The organism is Acinetobacter sp. IRS14 (assembly GCF_034650275.1).
Classification (GTDB): Bacteria; Pseudomonadota; Gammaproteobacteria; order Pseudomonadales; family Moraxellaceae; genus Acinetobacter; species Acinetobacter oleivorans.
In genome coordinates, this window is record NZ_JAOVFN010000005.1 from 228,434 (window position 1) to 248,265 (window position 19,832).

Annotated in this window: 21 protein-coding genes and 1 pseudogene; 12 read left to right on the plus strand and 10 right to left on the minus strand. The window is 38.2% G+C overall.

Going from position 1 to position 19,832, the window contains the following annotated elements:
* The first annotated feature begins 40 nt into the window (after positions 1-40).
* Both cysG and ODQ17_RS07430 read left to right on the plus strand, forming a co-directional pair.
* Positions 41-1,414 carry a siroheme synthase CysG gene (cysG, locus tag ODQ17_RS07425; RefSeq protein ID WP_322902732.1) on the plus strand — a complete coding sequence of 458 codons (1,374 nt, stop codon included), beginning with the start codon at positions 41-43 and terminating at the stop codon, positions 1,412-1,414.
* Positions 1,415-1,457: 43 nt separating this feature from the next.
* Positions 1,458-1,931 carry a tRNA (cytidine(34)-2'-O)-methyltransferase gene (locus tag ODQ17_RS07430; RefSeq protein ID WP_125739283.1) on the plus strand — a complete coding sequence of 158 codons (474 nt, stop codon included), beginning with the start codon at positions 1,458-1,460 and terminating at the stop codon, positions 1,929-1,931.
* Between the two features lie 61 nt (positions 1,932-1,992).
* Here ODQ17_RS07430 and ODQ17_RS07435 read toward each other — a convergent pair whose 3' ends face one another.
* The gene (locus ODQ17_RS07435; RefSeq protein WP_016137053.1) at positions 1,993-2,373 is read right to left on the minus strand and encodes a winged helix-turn-helix transcriptional regulator; all 381 of its coding nucleotides are present in this window, start codon (positions 2,371-2,373) and stop codon (positions 1,993-1,995) included.
* Between the two features lie 116 nt (positions 2,374-2,489).
* Between ODQ17_RS07435 and ODQ17_RS07440 the strand changes: the two genes are divergently transcribed.
* Entirely contained in the window at positions 2,490-3,050 is a 561-nt protein-coding gene (locus ODQ17_RS07440; RefSeq protein ID WP_322902734.1) for a flavodoxin family protein, read from the plus strand.
* A 37-nt stretch (positions 3,051-3,087) separates the two neighbouring features.
* Here ODQ17_RS07440 and ODQ17_RS07445 read toward each other — a convergent pair whose 3' ends face one another.
* The 6 genes from ODQ17_RS07445 to rpoD form a co-directional block, all read right to left on the minus strand.
* Positions 3,088-4,473: an APC family permease gene (locus ODQ17_RS07445; protein ID WP_322902736.1), complete on the minus strand. Its 1,386-nt coding sequence runs from the start codon at positions 4,471-4,473 to the stop codon at positions 3,088-3,090.
* 265 nt (positions 4,474-4,738) lie between these two features.
* Positions 4,739-5,923 (minus strand): iron-containing alcohol dehydrogenase, encoded by a 1,185-nt coding sequence (locus tag ODQ17_RS07450; protein ID WP_322902739.1) that lies wholly within the window; start codon positions 5,921-5,923, stop codon positions 4,739-4,741.
* 1 nt (position 5,924) lies between these two features.
* Positions 5,925-6,458 carry a hypothetical protein gene (locus ODQ17_RS07455; protein WP_016137049.1) on the minus strand — a complete coding sequence of 178 codons (534 nt, stop codon included), beginning with the start codon at positions 6,456-6,458 and terminating at the stop codon, positions 5,925-5,927.
* A gap of 81 nt (positions 6,459-6,539) precedes the next feature.
* A complete protein-coding gene (lipB, locus tag ODQ17_RS07460) occupies positions 6,540-7,193 on the minus strand; it encodes a lipoyl(octanoyl) transferase LipB (RefSeq protein ID WP_005310047.1) in 654 nt (217 codons plus the stop codon).
* Positions 7,194-7,394: 201 nt separating this feature from the next.
* Positions 7,395-7,682, minus strand: a complete 288-nt coding sequence (locus ODQ17_RS07465; RefSeq protein WP_002116017.1) for a YbeD family protein — start codon at positions 7,680-7,682, stop codon at positions 7,395-7,397.
* A gap of 97 nt (positions 7,683-7,779) precedes the next feature.
* The gene (gene rpoD, locus ODQ17_RS07470) at positions 7,780-9,663 is read right to left on the minus strand and encodes an RNA polymerase sigma factor RpoD (protein WP_322902743.1); all 1,884 of its coding nucleotides are present in this window, start codon (positions 9,661-9,663) and stop codon (positions 7,780-7,782) included.
* A gap of 358 nt (positions 9,664-10,021) precedes the next feature.
* Between rpoD and ODQ17_RS07475 the strand changes: the two genes are divergently transcribed.
* The 3 genes from ODQ17_RS07475 to ODQ17_RS07485 all read left to right on the plus strand — a co-directional run bounded on the left by ODQ17_RS07475 (position 10,022) and on the right by ODQ17_RS07485 (position 12,176).
* Positions 10,022-10,228, plus strand: coding sequence for a PA3496 family putative envelope integrity protein (locus ODQ17_RS07475; protein ID WP_002116495.1), 207 nt, complete (start codon positions 10,022-10,024; stop codon positions 10,226-10,228).
* Between the two features lie 74 nt (positions 10,229-10,302).
* Positions 10,303-10,827 carry a YecA/YgfB family protein gene (locus ODQ17_RS07480; RefSeq protein ID WP_004789407.1) on the plus strand — a complete coding sequence of 175 codons (525 nt, stop codon included), beginning with the start codon at positions 10,303-10,305 and terminating at the stop codon, positions 10,825-10,827.
* 227 nt (positions 10,828-11,054) lie between these two features.
* Positions 11,055-12,176 carry a hypothetical protein gene (locus tag ODQ17_RS07485; protein ID WP_322902746.1) on the plus strand — a complete coding sequence of 374 codons (1,122 nt, stop codon included), beginning with the start codon at positions 11,055-11,057 and terminating at the stop codon, positions 12,174-12,176.
* 61 nt (positions 12,177-12,237) lie between these two features.
* Here ODQ17_RS07485 and trhO read toward each other — a convergent pair whose 3' ends face one another.
* Positions 12,238-13,170, minus strand: a complete 933-nt coding sequence (trhO, locus tag ODQ17_RS07490; RefSeq protein ID WP_049838014.1) for an oxygen-dependent tRNA uridine(34) hydroxylase TrhO — start codon at positions 13,168-13,170, stop codon at positions 12,238-12,240.
* Between the two features lie 111 nt (positions 13,171-13,281).
* Here trhO and ODQ17_RS07495 point away from each other — a divergent pair, with 111 nt between their 5' ends.
* The gene (locus ODQ17_RS07495; protein ID WP_322902749.1) at positions 13,282-13,767 is read left to right on the plus strand and encodes a DUF1289 domain-containing protein; all 486 of its coding nucleotides are present in this window, start codon (positions 13,282-13,284) and stop codon (positions 13,765-13,767) included.
* A 79-nt stretch (positions 13,768-13,846) separates the two neighbouring features.
* Here ODQ17_RS07495 and gltA read toward each other — a convergent pair whose 3' ends face one another.
* Positions 13,847-15,121 (minus strand): citrate synthase, encoded by a 1,275-nt coding sequence (gene gltA, locus ODQ17_RS07500; RefSeq protein ID WP_004789414.1) that lies wholly within the window; start codon positions 15,119-15,121, stop codon positions 13,847-13,849.
* Positions 15,122-15,485: 364 nt separating this feature from the next.
* Positions 15,486-15,566, minus strand: a pseudogene (locus ODQ17_RS19210) (hypothetical protein); the annotation flags it as partial.
* Between the two features lie 497 nt (positions 15,567-16,063).
* Here ODQ17_RS19210 and sdhC point away from each other — a divergent pair.
* The 5 genes from sdhC (at position 16,064) to ODQ17_RS07525 (ending at position 19,815) form a co-directional block, all read left to right on the plus strand.
* On the plus strand, positions 16,064-16,465 hold the full coding sequence (sdhC, locus tag ODQ17_RS07505; protein ID WP_081399112.1) for a succinate dehydrogenase, cytochrome b556 subunit: 402 nt from the start codon (positions 16,064-16,066) through the stop codon (positions 16,463-16,465).
* Positions 16,465-16,830, plus strand: coding sequence for a succinate dehydrogenase, hydrophobic membrane anchor protein (sdhD, locus tag ODQ17_RS07510; protein ID WP_003655454.1), 366 nt, complete (start codon positions 16,465-16,467; stop codon positions 16,828-16,830). The genes sdhC and sdhD overlap by 1 nt, the downstream gene beginning before the upstream one ends.
* Positions 16,831-16,842: 12 nt before the next feature.
* Positions 16,843-18,678 carry a succinate dehydrogenase flavoprotein subunit gene (gene sdhA, locus ODQ17_RS07515; RefSeq protein WP_144734960.1) on the plus strand — a complete coding sequence of 612 codons (1,836 nt, stop codon included), beginning with the start codon at positions 16,843-16,845 and terminating at the stop codon, positions 18,676-18,678.
* Positions 18,679-18,692: 14 nt separating this feature from the next.
* On the plus strand, positions 18,693-19,403 hold the full coding sequence (locus tag ODQ17_RS07520; protein WP_003655458.1) for a succinate dehydrogenase iron-sulfur subunit: 711 nt from the start codon (positions 18,693-18,695) through the stop codon (positions 19,401-19,403).
* A 283-nt stretch (positions 19,404-19,686) separates the two neighbouring features.
* The gene (locus tag ODQ17_RS07525) at positions 19,687-19,815 is read left to right on the plus strand and encodes a hypothetical protein (protein WP_002116082.1); all 129 of its coding nucleotides are present in this window, start codon (positions 19,687-19,689) and stop codon (positions 19,813-19,815) included.
* Positions 19,816-19,832: the final 17 nt, after the last annotated feature.

A 19,832-nucleotide genomic window follows, 5' to 3' on the forward strand; every position in this document is an offset into this window, starting at 1 on the left:
TTGCTTAAACATAATCAGATGATTAATGTAGAGGTTTAAGGTGGATATTTTTCCAATCTCTTTAAAGTTGCAAGAGCAACGTTGTCTGATTGTGGGTGGTGGGCATATTGCGTTGCGCAAAGCAAACTTATTAGCGAAAGCGGGAGCAGTAATTGATATTATTGCTCCTGCGATTGAAGAGCAGCTTTTACAGTTAGTCAAAACGACAGGTGGGCAGTATTTTGTCGAGTCCTTTGTCGAAAAAATATTAAATACCCCTTATCGCTTAGTGATCGCTGCGACTAATGATGCCCAAGTGAACAAAGCCGTTTTTGAACACTGTGAAGCGCGTAATTTGTTGGTTAATAGTGTAGATGATATTCCACACTGCCGTTTTATGGTTCCAGCGATTATTGACCGTTCTCCATTGATCATTTCTGTGGCTTCAAATGGTGCATCGCCAGTCTTATCTAGACAACTTCGTACTCAAATAGAAACAATAGTTCCACATGGTATGGGGAAACTCGCTGAGTTTTCAGGTCAATGGCGTAAGCAGGTAAAAGAAAAGATTACAAACCCCGATGAGCGCCGAATCTTTTGGGAAAACTTATATGCCAGTCCATTAAAAGAACAAGTTTTTAATGACAATCTGGACGTGGCAAATGATTTAATTCAGCAAGCCTTAACAGAATGGACCGCGCCTAAAGGTGAGGTTTACTTGGTAGGTGCTGGGCCGGGTGACCCTGAGCTACTGACATTAAAAGCATTACGTCTTATGCAACAAGCAGATGTTGTGATTTATGATCGTTTGGTGTCTGAACCCATCTTAGAACTTTGCCGCCGTGATGCGACTAAGATTTATGTCGGTAAAGCCCGTTCAAATCACTCGGTTCCACAAGACGGTATTAATGCTTTACTGGTTGAATATGCTCAACAGGGAAAACGTGTTTGTCGTTTGAAGGGTGGTGATCCGTTTATCTTTGGCCGTGGTGGTGAAGAGATTCAAGAGCTTGTTGAAGCAAATGTCACTTTCCAAGTAGTACCGGGCATAACAGCAGCATCAGGCTGTTCCGCTTATGCGGGTATTCCGCTAACACATCGTGACTATGCACAAAGTGTTCGTTTCTTAACTGGGCATTTAAAGGAAGGTTCACCTGAACTCCCTTGGAATGAACTGGTTTATGAAAATCAAACTTTAGTTTTATATATGGGATTGGTTGGATTGGAGCGTATTTGTGAGCAACTTATTGCTCATGGTCAACGTGCTGATATGCCAGTGGCTTTAATCTCTAAAGGAACCACACCAGAACAGAAAGTTATCGTTGGAACATTAGCCGATATTGCGACTAAAGTGTCTGAACATCATATCGTAGCGCCGACTTTAACCATTATTGGTGAAGTAGTGAGTTTACGTGAACAGTTAAAATGGCAATAAGTTCATCTGAATTTATTGTTTGTTATTAAAGTCGAGAAAATTTGTGATTCATGTTGTCCTATACGAGCCTGAAATTCCTGCCAATACAGGCAATATCATTCGTTTATGTGCTAATACGGGCGCACAGTTGCATTTAGTCAAACCCTTGGGTTTCGAGCTAGATGATAAAAAGCTCAAGCGTGCAGGATTGGACTATCATGAATGGGCGCGTATGCAGATTTGGGACAATATTGAACTATGTCTTGCAGACTTAAAAGCTAAAGGTGTTGAGCATGTTTTTCCGCTCACTACTAAAGGTTCTGCAACCCCGCATACAGTTGATTTAAATCGATCTGTGGCTTTATTGATGGGGCCGGAAACGCGTGGTTTGCCCGAGCATGTTCGCTTAATGTTTCCGCAAGAACAATGGATTCGATTGCCGATGGCTGAAAATTCAAGAAGTTTAAATTTGTCTAATGCCACAGCCGTCATTGTTTATGAAGCATGGCGTCAGCAAGGTTTCAAAAACTTAGGATAAATAACTAAGTTTTAAATAAAAATAAGGCCACAGTTGTGGCCTTATTTTTGTCTAAATCTATTTAAGCCTGTTCTAGTATTTTTTCATCATAAGTTATTTGGGCTGCTAAAACTTGCTCAATATTGGTTTCGGCCCATTCCTTTAATTGGAATGCCATTGAAGCAACATTTTGCCCTAAAGAAGTAAGTGAGTAATCAACACGAATTGGGGAGGTATTCTGAATTTTACGTTCGATGAAACCGTCTCTCTCCAACATTTTTAACTTCTGTGATAAGACTTTAGGAGAAATACCTTGAATATTCTTTTTGAGCAAATTGAAGTGTTGAGTTTCTTCCTCAAGAACATTTAAAATCAATAAAACCCATTTATCTGCAATTTTTTCAAAAAATAAACGAGCAGGGCAATGTTGTTGAAAAATATTATATTTTAGACATTCATTCATACCATTTACCTATAATTTTTTGAAAAATTACCCTAGTTACCAATTAGTAACTAATTGACACCTAGTTTCTAAAATATATCATAAAGTGGAATTTAATAAAACAAAGGTTTTCTCCCATGTCTAACTCTAATATCGCGGTTGTATATTTCTCTGGTTATGGCCATACAAAAGTAGTTGCTGAAACGTTTGCAAACGAGATTAATGCTCAGCTCGTTCAAATTGATCAGGAAGGTAATATTACTGATCAAGATTGGCAGACATTAAATGATGCAAAGGGGATTGTTTTTGGTGCGCCTACTTATATGGGAACAGCGCCATGGCAGTTTAAAAAGTTCGCTGATGCAACTTCAAAAGTATGGTTTACACGTGGTTGGCAAGATAAAGTATTTGCTGGCTTCACAAACAGCGCGAGCTTAAATGGGGATAAGCAAGTAACTCTTATCCAATTACAAACTTTAGCATCACAGCATGGTGGAATTTGGGTGAGCCTTGGTTTATCACCAGCAAATACGAAAGATGCAACACGTGAAGATGTAAACAACTTAGGTGGTTCAGTTGGGCTTTTAGTTCAATCACCTTCTGATGCAAGTGCGCAAGAGGTTCCAACGGGTGATCTCGAAACAGCAAAACTTTATGCTCAACGTGTACAAAGCATTGTGAATAAAATTTACGGTTAATTTGACCATAAAAAAGGCGCTTTAAGCGCCTTTTTTATTACTCATGCTCGTTATGTTGCGGAGCATTATATTTGAAGCCTTTAGTTTTATAGGCAAGATAACCTACACCAATAACGGCCCAAGCTAAGCCAATTTGTAAGGCAAGCTTATCAATCTCTAACCACATCATAAACACACTGGCAAAACCAAGCGTTGGTACAATAATATAATTAATGATGTCTTTAGGTGTTTTGTTTTTGCCATCTCTTAATGCATAGCGAGAAATCACAGAGAAGTTAACAAAACTAAAAGCAGTTAAAGCACCAAAACTAATTAAGTTAACAATATGCTCAAGATCTAAAAAGCCAGCAGATAAAGCAACCACACCAACAATAAGAATATTGTAAGTTGGAGTGTGCAGTTTTGGACTGATATGACCAAATAATTTCTTATTGATGACACCATCGCGTCCCATCACATACATTAAACGTGATACACCCGCATGGGCAGAAATACCTGATGCCATCACAGCGACTACAGCAAAATATAAAACCAAAGTTTTAAACATCAAGCTACCAATCGCAGCGACCATCACAGGTTGTGATTCATCTAAAGGATTAAAGTAAGTGTTTGGGTTACTTGGGAAATATAATTGGATGAAGTAAGTACTTACAATGAAAATAATACCTGCAAGTAATGCTGTAGAAAAGATAGCTTTTGGTAGCGTTTTTTCTGCATCTTTTGTTTCTTCAGCAAGAGAAGATAAAGCATCAAATCCGGTAAAAGAGAAGCAGAGTACAGTCGCGCCAGCAATTAAAGAACTGACAGACGTTATATCGTTCCAAAAAGGAGTTAATGACCACAATGCTGCTTTATCTGGATTTAAAGTTCCATCTGCATATACACCTTGAGTAAGTAAAGTATATACCTGATAAACAAAGTAAAAAATTACGCCAAGCTGAATAACAACAATCGTACTGTTAAAACGTGCAACGAACCGTGCACCAAATAAATTAATAACAGTCATGAGTGTTGTTAAACCAATCACCCATAACCAGTTATTTACTTCTGGAAAAAGAGCTCTTAGGTAAATATCTGCCAAGATAATATTAACAAGCGGTGACAGTAGATAGTCTAACCAAGAAGACCAACCCACCATAAAGCCAACATTAGGGTGAATTGATTTTTGAGCATACGTATAGGCCGACCCAGAAGAAGGGTAGCGCTTAATCATATGTCCATAACTGATCGATGTTAATAAGATTGCGACTAATGCAAAAATGTAGGAAGTTGGTACATGACCGCCACTTCGTTCTGACACTAAACCAAAAGTATCAAATAACGTTAATGGCTGAATGTAAGCTAAACCAATAATAACAATATGCCAAAGTACAAGATTCTTTTGAAGCTTGCCTGTTGGTTTAGTCCCAGATAAATTTGTCAACGGCGTTATCCTCATAATCGTTGATCAAGGATCAGCTTGGTGTTAAGGATCGTTTGAGACGAACGATCCCCCCTACAGAAAAAGATAAAGTGCGCCAATCTATCCTAAATTGATATAAATTGTCAGTACTTTCATCTATTTTTTAGCAAATTTTTTGCCACATATTTCAAATAAAATAATGAATAAAAATTCTTAGTCATAAAAAAGGTCTGATTTAATATATAAATCAGACCTTCATAAGATTTTTTGAGTTTAACTTATCGAATTACCAAGCTTTTTCTAAGATATCTCGGATATCTTTTAAGCTTGCTTCTTTCGGGTTATAAATAATTGAGCCATCATTTAGTGCTTTTTCTGCAACTTCATCAAGCTGTGCTTCAGTTACTTTACCTGTTTCACGTAGAGTGCGTGGTAGCTTTGTTAAAGTAAATAGGCGATCACGCATTGCTAAGATTGTCGTAATTGCTCTATCTGCGCGCTGGGTTGCAGGCGTTTGTGCGTAAATATCTGCACCAGCGAGTGGTAACAGTAACTCACCAATTTTCTGACCATTTACTTGTTTATTGTATTCAAGTACGTAAGGTAAGAATAAGTTCATGCATAAACCGTGAGGTAGGTGAGCAACAGCACCTAAAGCATGTCCTAAAGAGTGAACTAGGCCGACCATTGAATTAGAAAATGCGATACCCGCCATTGTGGAAGCTTGAGCTAACTCTAAACGGCCTTGCGAGTCATTTGGGTTTTCTAAGACATTAAAGAGATTTTCACTAATCTTTTTAATTCCTGCACTTGCATAAGCATCGCTCAATGGATTGGCAGCCAGACATGTATAGGCTTCAACACAATGTGTTAAGGCATCCATACCTGTCATTGCTGTTAAATGAGGAGGTAATGTAAGCGTCATGCGTGGATCTAAAATCGCTGCATGTGGCATTAAATAATAAGAAGCAAATGCTAACTTAACATTCTTTTGAGTATCTGAAACCACGGCAACCATTGTTACTTCAGAACCAGTGCCAGAGGTTGTTGGGATCACAAAAAATGGTTTTAATGGTTTCGGTAGGTTGTGAGCACCTGCATATTGCAATAAGTCATTTCCACCTTCAGACACTAAAATGTTAGTTGCTTTAGAAGTGTCTATGACTGAACCGCCACCTACAGCAATAATCGCATCACATTTGTTTGCGCGATAAGCTTCTGCTGCAAGACGGACGACTTCTAAACTTGAGTCGGGTGGTACATCGTCAAAAACATGACCAATAACAGCATCGGTTGTACTAAATGCAGCTTCAATCGGATTTAATAAGCCATTTGCGCGAACACCCTTGTCTGTAATGATAAGAGGGCGTTTTGCACCTAAAGTTGCAAGCTCAAATGGAATGTGTTCTAGCGCAGCATTACCAGCAATGACTTTTACAGGACAAAAGAATTCGTAATATGGTTTGGCCATGTTATGCGCTCCGCTTGAAATAGGACTTGGCTACTTTTAAGTAAATATTTGCAGCCTCGTTGAATTTTTCTTTTAGGGTAAGTTCGGTTGGGTATTCTTTGACTGCTAGTGAAGCAACCAATTTAGGTAAGATAAGAGATTCCATTTTATTTAGGCAGCGTACCAAGCGGATAGCAGCAGATACATCACCATCGGCAATCATTCGGTCATTGGCAAATGCCTGAGCGGTACTTTCTTGAAAAGAAAACACTAAAAAGGCATGAGTGACATGTTTGAAGGTAATCGTTAAGTCTGGTTTTTTTTCAGCTCTTTGAAGTAGTTCTAGCTGTTTGTCCTCTGTCACTCGAGCAAAAAATGCTGGTCCATTCGGGAAAACATTCATTGAAAGTACAAAGTGAACAGGAAATTTAGATACTTCCTCTTGTATTTCAGAGTCCACTTGACTTGCCATGACTAAGCCACGACCAATAACATCCATCATGAGCTTAACGTAGGCAAGCTGCAGCGTCGGCTTTACCGCTTTTGTCGAAATCACTCGCGTATCCCTTGTTAAAATTATGCGAAAGCAAATTTAGAGTAATTACTCTAATCCATTTTTATTTCATCGCAAAGCGATTTATTCATATTTGACTTTAGGGTCATTAAAGTACCCAGTGCTATTAATATACTCAATAAAGTCCTGACAAAGTTGACCAAATGATGGATAAGGAGTCACTAAATCTTGTATACGGACCATTTCCAAGCCTGCATAGCCGCAAGGATTGATGGTCTGGAATCCATCTAAGGCACAGTCCAGATTGAGTGCTAATCCATGGTAACTACGGCCACGGCGAATTTTAAAACCTAAGGAACCAATCTTGCGGCCATCTACATATACTCCAGGTGCATCTGGCTTGGCATAAGCTTCAATTCCATACTTTTTCAAAACATCTATCATAAATTGTTCAGCAAAACTGACCAAAGTACGTACGTTCCATTTTAACCGATTAAGATCAAACATAAAGTAAGCCACCAGTTGACCAGGTCCATGCCAAGTTACTTGCCCGCCACGGTCGGTTTGTACTACCGGAATGTCTGATGAAATTAAAATGTGCTCTGGTTTGCCAGCTTGGCCTTGTGTTAAGACATTATGATGTTGAAGTAACCATAACTCATCAGGCGTATCTTGATCACGCTCATTTGTTAAGAGTTTCATGGTTTCAAACTTGCTTTGATAATCTTGTAAATCGTTCCATTGGCGAATGATCAAGTTAGGTTTATCAAGGCTCATCACAATATATTCCTATAAGTTAGTTTATGCGGCCCGTTAATATCTGCAAGATAGAAGCCGAAAACCCTGTAATTTTAAAGGATTTTATAGTAGGAGTTCTAAATATTTGTATTGTTTTTTCATTGTTGAATGGCTTAAAAATTTCCAAAAAAATACCACAGTAAGAATGTCTAACTGTGGTATTGATTGAAGAACTTAAAATTAAAGCGCAGTTCTAATCTGCGGACAAGCAGCCAAGTCAGCATAAAGTGCATGAACTTGTTCTAATTCTTCAAAGCGCAATTGTGCTGTTAAAGAATGATACTTGCCGGTGCGAGATTCTTGAACTTTTAGTGTTGAGTGGTCGAAGTCTGGGAAATGTTTCACCAAAATATCAACTACAGCAACACGTAATTCTTCACCCGCATCGCCAATAAGTTTAATTGGATAATCCATCGGAAATACCCAAAGATGTTCTTGTAGTTCGCGAGATGGAGTGCGGTCTAACATAAGTTACCTCATGATTTGAAACGCCTGCATTATCGCAGGCGTTTATAGCTCTTTCTATTAAATGGGGCTTAGTTTTGAAATTTCAAGCCTTCAAAACTTAGTCATTTTCCAAGAAAGAACGTAAGTGTTCAGAACGAGAAGGGTGGCGTAATTTACGCAACGCTTTCGCTTCAATCTGACGAATACGTTCACGTGTTACGTCAAACTGCTTACCCACTTCTTCTAGTGTGTGATCGGTTGGCATATCAATACCAAAACGCATCTTCAATACTTTTGCTTCACGTTCAGTTAAGTTTTCAAGAACTTCACGTGTTGCTTCTTTTAAGCCTTCTGAAGTCGCAGCATCAATTGGAGAAGTGATGTTTTGATCTTCAATGAAATCACCGAGATGCGAATCTTCATCATCACCAATAGGTGTTTCCATTGAAATCGGTTCTTTGGCAATTTTAAGTACCTTACGAACCTTAACTTCGTCCATTTCTAAACGTTCACCTAATTCTTCAGGTGTCGGTTCACGGCCCATTTCTTGTAACAATTGACGAGATACACGGTTGATCTTGTTAATCGTTTCAATCATATGTACAGGAATACGAATTGTACGAGCCTGATCGGCAATCGAACGGGTAATCGCCTGACGAATCCACCAAGTTGCATAAGTCGAGAATTTATAACCACGACGATATTCAAACTTGTCTACAGCTTTCATCAAACCAATGTTCCCTTCTTGAATCAAGTCAAGGAACTGTAAACCACGGTTGGTGTATTTTTTCGCAATCGAAATTACCAAACGAAGGTTGGCTTCTACCATTTCTTTTTTAGCACGACGCGCTTTCGCTTCGCCAATCGCCATACGCTTAGAAATATCTTTAATTTCAGCAACGCTTAAATTAAGTTCTTTCTCAATATCTGCAATCTTTTGCTGGAATGCTAAAACATCCGGACGAACCTTTTCTAAATGCGCCTTGATTTCAGCAGGAGCTTTAGCAATCTGTTCATCTAACCAAGCTGGATTAGATTCTTGCTTAGGGAAAGATGTACGGAATTGAGTACGGTCCATACGGCCACGACGTACTGCATAACGCATGATTTCACGTTCATTGGCACGAATTTGTTCATGTGTGCCACGAATCATTTCAGAAATGATATCGAATAAACGTGGTGTAAATTTAAACATCATGAACACAGTAGCTAACGCTTCTAAAGCTTCGTCTGCTTCAGGGCTGTTACGGCCATGTTTCTCAATAATACCTTTTGTTTTAGTCCATGCAGATTCAAGTTCATTAAAACGAATCTTTGCAACTTCAGGGTCTGGACCAGACTCACCTTCAGAATCATCGTCGCTTTCTGACTCTTCATCTTCTTCGTCATCGTCAAGCTTAACTTCTTTTGCTGGTGTAGCTGGCGCATCATCTTCTTCAAGTTCAGTTTCTTCTTCTAGAACTTCAGGAATATCTTCGTCAGTTTCCGGATCAAGATAGCCAGATAAAATATCGGCAAGGCGACGTTCGCCAGTCAAGAAATCATTATATTCTTTTAATACAACTTCAACAGCATTTGGCCAGTACGCAATTGAGTTAAGGACATCACGGATCCCTTCTTCAATACGTTTTGCAATGCTGATTTCACCTTCACGGGTTAACAGTTCAACTGTACCCATTTCACGCATGTACATACGTACAGGATCTGTCGTACGTCCAGGCTCATTTTCAACCGATGCAAGTACGGCAGCAGCTTCTTCTTCAGCAACTTCATCGGCTGTGTCAGTTGACTCACCGAACATGGTATCGTCAGATTCAGGTGCACGCTCGTGTACAGGAATACCAACGTCTTGAAGCATTTGAATAATGTCTTCAATCTGTTCGCTTTCAGTAATCGAGTCCGGCAGATGATCGTTAACCTCAGCGTAAGTTAAGTAACCTTGTTCTTTGCCTCGGCTAATCAGAGCCGCTACTTGAGAAGTAGGGGAATGCATATCGCTCATCTTTGCTTACTCTTCGTTGAATCTGTGGCAGTGAAAAACCGTGCATGATAGCACAATTTGCTTGAAATGTTTTGGGTTTGATCGGTAACCGTTAAATAAAAAATATCTTTGAATTCACGTCTGTTTTTTGAATATTGGGCTAAAATCATTTTTTTCAAGCTTAAATCATCGAAAAGATCATAGAATTTTTTCTTGATCAAAAAAATAGTTGAGTTTTATAAATACACAATTTTTCGGGTGAAAAAAAGTACAAATATGCAGTTTAATGAAAAAAATATAAATAAAACTTGACATGATTCTGTAAGAGAGATAAATAGCGCCTAGACCCATTCACATTTTTTCATTAGAGGTAGTTTTAGTGTCTTCTACAGATTTTGAACTAGATGATAACTACGGTGATGATGATGATGTCGGTTTTGATGAGTCATCAGGCAAAATCACTGCGAAAGAATCATTAGAAAAACGTAGATTAATTGATGATCTATTGGCTCAACGCCGTTTAGAGCGTGAGTTGAAAGATTTTGATTACGATTTAGACGATGATGATCTTGATGATGAAGACTAATCAAATCTGAATAGGGCATCGTCAGCTTAAATGCTATGCTATCGTAGATTTCTTTTTTATAGTCAGGTAACACAATGAGTGCGTTAGATTTAGACCAATTAAGTGAATATCTAGATGGAGACCACAATGAGTATGGTCTAGATTTCGCTGCAACTCATGGTTTTCTGTGTGCAATTGCAGTAGGCCCTCAGTTTGACCGTTGGTTAGATGAGCTGTTTGATAATAACCATAAAAAGGTTCCTGCTGAAATTATTCAGCAAATCAAGGCGTGGTTAGAGTCAATTCGACAAGACTTAGCAAATGAGAATGGAATTGTATTTCCATTTGAAATTGAAGAAGCTGATGTTGAATCTAGCTTAGGCGACTGGAGTGTGGGATTTGTTGATGCAATGTTCTTAAATGAAGAGGCATGGTTTGCCCCTGAACATGAAGAACAATTAATTGATTTAACTTTACCAATGATGGTATTTAGTGGAATTGATGAAGAAGATCCGCAGATGGAATCTTTCCGTCGTAATGGACAGTTAATGGATGAACTGGCAGAAGAAATTCCAGATAATTTGAATGAATTATATTTGATGTACCATACTCCAAATTAATTTATTAGAAGAAATAATAAATAACGTCCTTCCTAGGGCGTTTTTTATTACCTGAATTTTTTAATAGGTAATTGAGTATAATAATATTTTTACATTAATTTTATTTATATATAATATTTATTGTTATTTTAATAATTATGCTTTTAATAGAGTTTAATTTACCTATCATCATGTATTAGTCCATGATCGATATAAAAATCTTTAGTGTTATAACAATGCGATTTAATATGAATATAATTTGTAAAATTAGTGGCTTGCTCTCAGTAATATTACTTACAGCTTGTGGTGGTGAAAATAGTAACAGTGTTAGTGAAGCGAAAATTTCACAATCTAATCAAAATGAAGTTACTTATAAATTAATCTCTGGTACAGCATTTTCAACTTCTGCTTTGAATGGTGCAAATGTAACAGCAATTTGTAAAGATGGGAACGGTTTTAAAAATACTGTAAATGTTAATACCCAAGGTAAATGGCAAGGTGAAGTAGACAATAGTAAGTTTCCTTGTCGTTTACAGGTAAAAGCTAATGGACAAAGCTACTATAGTTATGTTGAGCGTGAGGGTAATGTAAATATTAATCCGCTTACGGATATGGTCGTTGCGTATGCCAGTAACCAAGTTCCTGCAACGTGGTATCAATCTGGAACCATGGCTACAGAAAAGTTAAATTCTGCAAATTCTGCTTTGGTAACTGAACTTATTAAAAAGGGGTACGGTGTTAATAATGATGTGGATCTATTTAATGCTGAGATGAAAGCAAATAGCCCTATTCATCAAGCTATTCAAGATTTATTGGAAGCTATTAAGAATAATGAAAACATTAAAGACTATGATGCACTATTAATGTTAATTAAAGATGGAAATTTATCTCAATTACCTAAGAGAGTTGATATTTTGAATAGCTCAATACCAACGATTTTTAATTTTAATACGAATGCCTGTCAAATACTTCCTGCATTAGAGAATATGCAGCAATACAATAAATGTTCAGATAAGGTTATTAATAATTTCATTGAAAGTAATTTGGTGGCTGCTGACTCAGATGAAAAGTGTGTTTTGGTAAAACAAGGTAATAAAGTGAGTTTAACCAAAGGGAATCAAACAGTATCAGCATTATTAGATCAAGAACAAGAAGATGGAATGAGCTTTACTTTTGATGAGGGTGAGTTAGATATTGTAGATATTGTAATTAATACAGGACCTTATACAGATATTAATACCTATAGTCAGATTGGATTAGACTTTTCTAATGATGGGAAGTTAAGAGCTGTTGTTGGGAAATCTCCAACTGTTGCACCAATGAATTGCGTAAGTATGGAGTTTAAGAAAATTATGGAGCAGTATAAATAATATTGATTTTTAATAGATTCATTAGGTGGAAGAGGAGGATCATTTGATCCTCCTCTTTTTATTACAAGCGTTTACGCTTTGCAGCTGCAATTTGCGACTGGCGCATACGGAAACCAGCTTTTTGTTTTTCAGTTGTCTTGTCGATGCAATACACACATGAAACACCATGTTCATAACTCGTTAAAGCTGACTCTTCTGGAGTTAATGGCCAACCACAAGCATGACATTTAATATTTACGCCTTCCTCGACGCCATGAGTTACAGCAGTACGTCCGTCAAATACGAAACATTCGCCTTCCCATAAACTTTCATCAGCAGGGGTTTCTTCTAGGTATTTAAGGATACCGCCTTTGAGATGGTAAACCTCTTGGAAGCCTTCTTGAAGAAGTAAAGATGTTGATTTTTCACAGCGAATACCGCCTGTGCAGAACATCGCAATTTTCTTATCTTTATGTTGCTCTAGCTCTTTTTTGACATATTCTGGGAACTCACGGAATGTCTCAGTTTTCGGGTCGATTGCACCTTTGAAAGTACCCGCCTTATACTCATAGTCATTACGCGTATCAATTAAAATTACATCATCACGTGCGATTAAATCATTCCATTCTTTTGGATCAAGGTAGTGACCCACTAAGTCGCGAGGTTTAACCTCCACACCTAAAGTCACAATTTCTTCTTTAAGTTTAATTTTCATTTTACGGAAAGGTTTGTCAGAACTATGGGATTCTTTGTATTCCATAGAAGCAAAACCTTCATTAAGCAAAAATTGATAGAGACTATCAATTGCTACACGATCGCCCGCAACAGTACCATTAATTCCTTCACCTGCTACAATCAGAGTTCCACAAAGGTTAATTGTTTTCACTAAGTCTAATAGACGTTGCTGAAGATCTGCAGGATCTTGAACTTCTTTAAATTGATATAGTGCTGCAACAACCCAACCTGCGGTCGCTTGCTGTTCTACAGGTGCAAGCTGTTCTACAGTAGCGTTCATGGAAAACTCCAAATGTATTAAGATATAAATTTAAGGCGCATATTTTAGCGCGAAAATGTGTAATAAGCGAGAAAACCATAAAAAGTATATGGTTTATTTAAGGAGTTTGTTTTGAGTAATGATCATCGAATGCTCTCTCTCACCCCATGTGCAGGGCGTTGTTCAACAGTTTTTGGTGATCAGGTGTGCCGTGGTTGTCGCCGTTTTAACCATGAAGTGATTCAATGGAATACTTATACAGCAGAGCAACGCTTGGCTGTGTGGAAGCGCTTAGATGATCAGTTGAATCAAATCCTAGTACCTATGTTGCCTCATGCGAACTTGCAGCATGTAGAGGGATTTATTTTAAGTAAGCGTGTTCGGTTGATGGAAGGGGCGAGTAAAGGTCGCAAGCTTTATCATGCTTTGAAAATATGTGAAAAAAATAAGCATCTGGCAACAGAAAGTGGTTTGGGTATTTCAGAACCTCAAGTCAAAACAATATGGGTTGAATTTGAAAGACGTGTTCTAGCTTTGGCTAAAGCGAGTTATGAGTTGGCTTGGTTAAGAGCTAATGGAATTAGTCATCATTTATTAAGCGTGTTTGATGAAGAATAAGTTTTAAATTGAATTGAAAATACCCCAATAAAAAAGCTGCCAAAAGGCAGCTTTTTTATCATTAATTTTCTTTCGAATATTAACGTTTGATGTCGCGCTGAGTCGGGCCAGTGTAAAGCTGACGAGGACGACCGATTTTGTATGGTGCGCTGTGCATTTCTAACCAGTGGCTGATCCAACCCACTGTACGTGCAAGAGCAAAGATTACTGTAAACATTTCTGTTGGGATACCAATCGCTTTAAGGATGATACCTGAGTAGAAGTCTACGTTAGGGTAAAGTTTACGTTCAACAAAGTACGGGTCGTTCAATGCAATACGTTCAAGCTCCATAGCAAGCGCTAATTGAGGATCATTGATATTTAATGCTTCAAGAACTTCGTCACAAGTTTGTTTCATGACTTTAGCGCGTGGGTCGAAGTTTTTGTACACACGGTGACCGAAGCCCATGAGTTTAACTTCTTTACGTTTTACTTTTTCCATGAACTCAGCAACGTTTTCTACACTGCCGATTTCATCAAGCATCTTAAGAACAGCTTCGTTTGCACCACCGTGAGCAGGTCCCCAAAGCGCAGAAATACCTGAAGAGATACATGCGTATGGGTTTGCACCAGTAGAACCAGCAAGACGTACTGTAGATGTCGAAGCATTTTGTTCGTGATCAGCGTGAAGCGTGAAGATACGATCCATTGCACGAGCAAGAACAGGATTTACTTTGTAATCACGGTCAGCAGGAGTAGCAAACATCATGTGTAAGAAGTTTTCCGCGTAATTTAAGTCATTACGTGGATAGATGAATGGTTGACCTACTGTGTATTTGTAACTCCAAGCAGCAAGCGTTGGAATTTTTGCAATTAGACGAATCGCAGTGATTTCACGGTGATTGATGTCTTCAATGTCAAGGTTGTTGTGATAGAACGCAGATAATGCACCAACAACACCAACCATGATTGCCATAGGATGAGCATCACGACGGAAACCATTGAAGAAACGGCTAACTTGGTCGTGAACCATAGTGTGAGCACGAACTTTGGCATCAAATTCTGTTTTTTGTTCAGCAGTTGGGAGCTCGCCATTTAATAATAAATAACAAGTTTCAAGATAGTCTGCTTGAGTTGCTAACTGGTCGATTGGGTAACCGCGGTGTAATAAAATACCTTTGTCACCATCAATGAACGTAATTTTAGACTCGCATGCAGCTGTCGCCATAAAACCAGGATCGAAAGTAAAATGACCTTCTTTCAATATGCTGCTGACATCAATTACATCTGGACCTAAAGTGCCACTGTAGATTGGTAAACCAATTTCTTTGCCATCAAGATGTAATACGGCTTTTTTGCCATTTGCTTCAGACATTCAATAGATCTCCTGTCCTGGTGAATGTTGATCTGACTCGAAATCCTAATGTTCTCATGTGCGAATCAGACGGTGTCAAAATTTGCTATAAGATTAGTGAGTACTGAAATTTTGTCAATTATACTTATGGATAAAAAATAACGTTCTCACAGAGAGTTAGTCATCAAGACCCGAGCAAAAAAGTCAGTAAAATCACTGCATCGGGATGGTATAATAAGTCAATTCAACAACAACGTGCAGAAAAAAAATGAAGTATCAGTACAATTGTAAGCAAATTTTTAAATTAAGATTAGGAATGGTAAGTCGGTAGAAAATGCCAATCCAATTAAAAAAATCATAAAACTCATGGTCTAATTTAAAATTGCTAATCAAAAAAAACTCTATTTTTATTTACTTGTAACAAAGAATGTTGATGTTTTTTTAAGTTTAATTGTATAAAAAATAGCTAATTGAACAGCTTTAAAATAATTAAAAATTTTATTTCCAATAAAAATTGCTTTCTCAAATGTATTTTAGATTGACTGATTTGTATTGAATCCAACTAACTTCACTTAGTTGAATTGTAGCTTTTATTTAAAATATGAGCAGTTACTAACATTTTTCTATTTATATGATGAATTTATGACTTTATCTTTAGTCTAAAATTTGCTTATTTAAAAGAAATTGCAGAAAAAATGAAATTAAATAAAAAGTTATTTTAAACAATAACATGATGAAACTCTGCATGCCATTTTAATAGGGTTGATAGGGTGATATCATTGTTAATGATTCTTATTTAATTGTTTTTTGCTTAAATGGGAAAGTGGATTGTTTGTATTTTGATACTTCGCGTTTTATAATTCAGTGTCGTTTATAGGTTAGGCATGAGCTGTGCTTGCCTAACAATGCCAGCTTTCCTTGGAATTAATTCAACAAACTCCGGTCGGAGTTTCTACCTACAGGATGCCCGCTGTGAAAAGCAACAGACCTGTCAATTTGTCCATGGGTCAGGTGTTAGCGGTAAATTTACGCTCACCCGTGGCTATTGCATCAATTTTACACCGTTTATCAGGTGTCATCGTTTTCTTATTAGTACCAGTTCTATTATGGATTTTAGATAAATCATTATCTTCACCAGAAGGATTTGACTACGTTAAAAATGTCGTGTTTGGAAATATCCTTGTACGTTTTATCGTTTGGGTATTTGTAGCCGGCTTGTTATTCCACTTTATTGCTGGAGTAAAGCACTTACTTGCAGATTTAGGTTTTGCTGAAGAACTGCAAAGTGGTCGTATAGCAGCGACAATTTCATTGATCTTATCTGTGGTAGCTATTATCGCAGCCTTTATATGGATTATGTTCTAATGAAAAGTGCTACAGGTTTAACTGGTTCAGGTTCTCGTGATTGGTTTATCCAGCGTGTAAGTGCGGTTGTGCTTGCAGCCTATACTGTTGTTCTTTTGGGTTGGATTCTCTGCAAAGGTGGATTTGACTATCAACAATGGGCTGGTTTCATGATGACATTACCAATGAAGATTTTCTCTTTATTGGCAATTTTATCGCTTATCGCACACGCATGGATTGGTATGTGGCAAGTTTTTACTGACTATGTCACTACTCGTCAAATGGGTCCTTCAGCGAAAGGTTTACGCCTTGTACTGACGACGGCTGTCATTATTGCAGTGTTTGTGTACGCAATCTGGGGTATCCAGATTTTCTGGGCGAATTGATAGGAAGACATCATGGGCGCGATAACCCCTAAAGAAGATTATTCAAATATTCAAAACCTCACTTTCGATGCAGTTATCGTTGGTGGTGGTGGTTCTGGTATGCGTGCATCTTACCAACTTGCTCAAGCAGGTTTGAAAGTTGCAGTACTCACTAAAGTTTTCCCGACACGTTCGCACACTGTAGCTGCTCAAGGTGGTATCGGTGCGTCGTTAGGTAATATGCAAGAAGATAACTGGCATTTCCATTTTTACGATACAGTAAAAGGTTCTGACTGGTTAGGTGACCAAGACGCAATTGAATTTATGTGTCGTGAAGCACCAAAAGTTGTGTATGAACTTGAACACATGGGTATGCCGTTTGACCGTAACGCTGATGGTACAATTTACCAACGTCCGTTCGGTGGTCACTCTGCGAACTATGGTGATAAACCAGTTCCACGTGCTTGTGCAGCTGCGGACCGTACAGGTCATGCATTGTTGCACACGCTTTATCAAAGCAACGTGAAAATGGGTACTCAATTCTTCGTTGAGTGGATCGCTCTTGATTTGATTCGTAACGAAGCTGGTGATGTTCTTGGTGTAACAGCAATTGACCAAGAAACTGGTAACATTTCAGTATTCCAAGCAAAAGCGACATTATTTGCTACTGGTGGTGCTGGTCGTGTTTACCGTGCATCAACAAATGCTTATATCAACACTGGTGACGGTCTTGGTATGGCTGCTCGTGCTGGTATTCCATTACAAGATATGGAATTCTGGCAATTCCACCCAACGGGTGTTGCGGGCGCTGGTGTATTGTTGACTGAAGGTTGTCGTGGTGAGGGTGCAATCCTTCGTAATAAAGACGGCGAACCGTTCATGGAACGTTATGCACCGACTTTAAAAGATTTGGCTCCACGTGACTTCGTTTCACGTTCTATGGACCAAGAAATTAAAGAAGGTCGTGGTTGTGGTCCAAAAGGTGATTATATCTTACTTGATATGACTCACTTGGGTGCTGATACAATCATGAAGCGTTTACCATCTGTATTTGAGATTGGTAAAAAATTCGCGAACGTTGACATTACAAAAGAAGCGATTCCTGTAGTACCAACAATCCATTATCAAATGGGTGGTATTCCTACGAATATGCATGGTCAAGTGTGCTTACCTGAAGCGGGTACAGACAACTACACTAAACCTGTAAAAGGTTTCTATGCAATTGGCGAATGTTCTTGTGTATCAGTACATGGTGCAAACCGTTTAGGTACTAACTCACTTCTTGACTTGGTTGTATTTGGTAAAGCTGCTGGTGAGCACATTATCGATTACGTAACTAAGCATCATGGTGATGAATATGCACCTCTTCCAACAGATGTATTAGGGCAAACACTTGCTCGCGTACGTAAGTTGGATGACTCAACTTCTGGTGAAAATGCTCAAGAAGTTGCTGATGCAATTCGTGATATCGTTCAAGATCACGCTGGTGTATTCCGTACTCAAGCATTGCTTGATAAGGGTGTAAAAGAGATCCTTGCTCTTGAGCCACGTGTGCGTAATATCCACTTAAAAGATAAATCTAGAGTATTTAACACTGCACGTGTTGAAGCGCTTGAAGTTGAAAACTTGTATGAAGTTGCAAAAGCAACTCTAATTTCAGCTGCTGCGCGTAAAGAGTGTCGTGGTGCGCATACTGTAGTTGATTATGAATTACCAGCTGATCACCCAACTTATTCATACGGTCGCCGTGATGATGAGTGGATGAAACATACGTTATGGTATTCATCAGATAACCGTTTGGAATATAAGCCAGTGCGCTTCAAACCGTTGACTGTTGATGCAATTCCGCCAGCACCACGTACATTCTAATCGGGAGTATAAAGATGAGTAGAGGTACTCGTACATTCGAAATCTACCGCTATGATCCTGATAAGGATAAAGCGCCGTACATGCAAACTTTCAAGCTTGAATTGACTGACAAGCACCGTATGTTGCTTGATGCATTGCTTGCATTGAAAGTTCAAGACGAAACGTTAACATTCCGTCGCTCTTGCCGTGAAGGTATTTGTGGTTCGGATGGCGTGAATATCAATGGTAAAAATGGTTTGGCTTGTTTAGAAAACCTAAATGATTTACCAGAGAAAATCGTAATTCGTCCATTACCAGGTTTGCCGGTAGTTAAAGATTTGGTTGTTGATATGAACCAATTCTATGATCAATATGACAAGATTCAGCCATTTTTGATCAATAACCAACCAGCTCCACCTAAAGAGCGTTTACAATCTCCTGAAGAGCGTGAACACTTAAACGGTTTATATGAATGTATTCTTTGTGCATGTTGTTCAACTTCATGTCCATCATTCTGGTGGAACCCTGACAAGTTCTTGGGTCCTTCAGCATTGTTGAATGCATACCGTTTTATTATTGATTCTCGTGATACTGCTACTGCAGACCGTTTGTCTCGTCTTGACGATCCATTCAGTTTGTTCCGTTGTAAAGGTATCATGAACTGTGTGTCAGTATGTCCTAAAGGTCTAAACCCTACAAAAGCAATCGGTCACATCCGTAATATGCTATTAGATCAAGCGGGTTAATTCTGCACAAATAGAGAACGCACATCCTTGATGTGCGTTTTTTTTTAACTTTATAATGTAAACTTTAGACTTTGGTCGAAAAAGATGAGGTTTTTATATATTGCACCATATATTAAAAGATAAAATCGCATATGTATTTCGCCAATTTATAGGTGGTATGTGTCAAAAAAATCAATCGTTCGTTAAGAACATGATACGATTTGCCACAAAGTTATAGGTGAAAAAAGCGTATACTAGTGAAATTAATTTAAGTAGCACAATCTTAGATCTGTGCTTAATTTTTATGGTTAAAGTCATTTTAGAAAAGTTAATTTTAAAGTTAATTTTTCTAAAAAGATTTGCAAAAAATTGCTCGGTTTTAATCGAGTATAAGGTGAGTGATGATGCCATTGAGGGTGTTGTGATTCATTAATTACCTATGGAGTTTCC

Excerpts from the sequence above, each read along its gene's own strand:
- ODQ17_RS07465 (WP_002116017.1), bottom strand. The coding sequence starts at position 7,682 with ATGTTAGACCGCACTCCATCTCGCGAACTACAAGAACATCTTTGGGTA.
- sdhD (WP_003655454.1), top strand. The coding sequence starts at position 16,465 with ATGAAAAGTGCTACAGGTTTAACTGGTTCAGGTTCTCGTGATTGGTTT.
- sdhA (WP_144734960.1), top strand. The coding sequence starts at position 16,843 with ATGGGCGCGATAACCCCTAAAGAAGATTATTCAAATATTCAAAACCTC.
- ODQ17_RS07520 (WP_003655458.1), top strand. The coding sequence starts at position 18,693 with ATGAGTAGAGGTACTCGTACATTCGAAATCTACCGCTATGATCCTGAT.
- ODQ17_RS07435 (WP_016137053.1), bottom strand. The coding sequence starts at position 2,373 with ATGAATGAATGTCTAAAATATAATATTTTTCAACAACATTGCCCTGCT.
- lipB (WP_005310047.1), bottom strand. The coding sequence starts at position 7,193 with ATGAGCCTTGATAAACCTAACTTGATCATTCGCCAATGGAACGATTTA.
- ODQ17_RS07450 (WP_322902739.1), bottom strand. The coding sequence starts at position 5,923 with ATGGCCAAACCATATTACGAATTCTTTTGTCCTGTAAAAGTCATTGCT.
- gltA (WP_004789414.1), bottom strand. The coding sequence starts at position 15,121 with ATGTCTGAAGCAAATGGCAAAAAAGCCGTATTACATCTTGATGGCAAA.
- rpoD (WP_322902743.1), bottom strand. The coding sequence starts at position 9,663 with ATGAGCGATATGCATTCCCCTACTTCTCAAGTAGCGGCTCTGATTAGC.
- ODQ17_RS07525 (WP_002116082.1), top strand. The coding sequence starts at position 19,687 with ATGGTTAAAGTCATTTTAGAAAAGTTAATTTTAAAGTTAATTTTTCTA.
- ODQ17_RS07480 (WP_004789407.1), top strand. The coding sequence starts at position 10,303 with ATGAGTGCGTTAGATTTAGACCAATTAAGTGAATATCTAGATGGAGAC.
- sdhC (WP_081399112.1), top strand. The coding sequence starts at position 16,064 with ATGCCCGCTGTGAAAAGCAACAGACCTGTCAATTTGTCCATGGGTCAG.
- ODQ17_RS07440 (WP_322902734.1), top strand. The coding sequence starts at position 2,490 with ATGTCTAACTCTAATATCGCGGTTGTATATTTCTCTGGTTATGGCCAT.
- ODQ17_RS07485 (WP_322902746.1), top strand. The coding sequence starts at position 11,055 with ATGAATATAATTTGTAAAATTAGTGGCTTGCTCTCAGTAATATTACTT.
- trhO (WP_049838014.1), bottom strand. The coding sequence starts at position 13,170 with ATGAACGCTACTGTAGAACAGCTTGCACCTGTAGAACAGCAAGCGACC.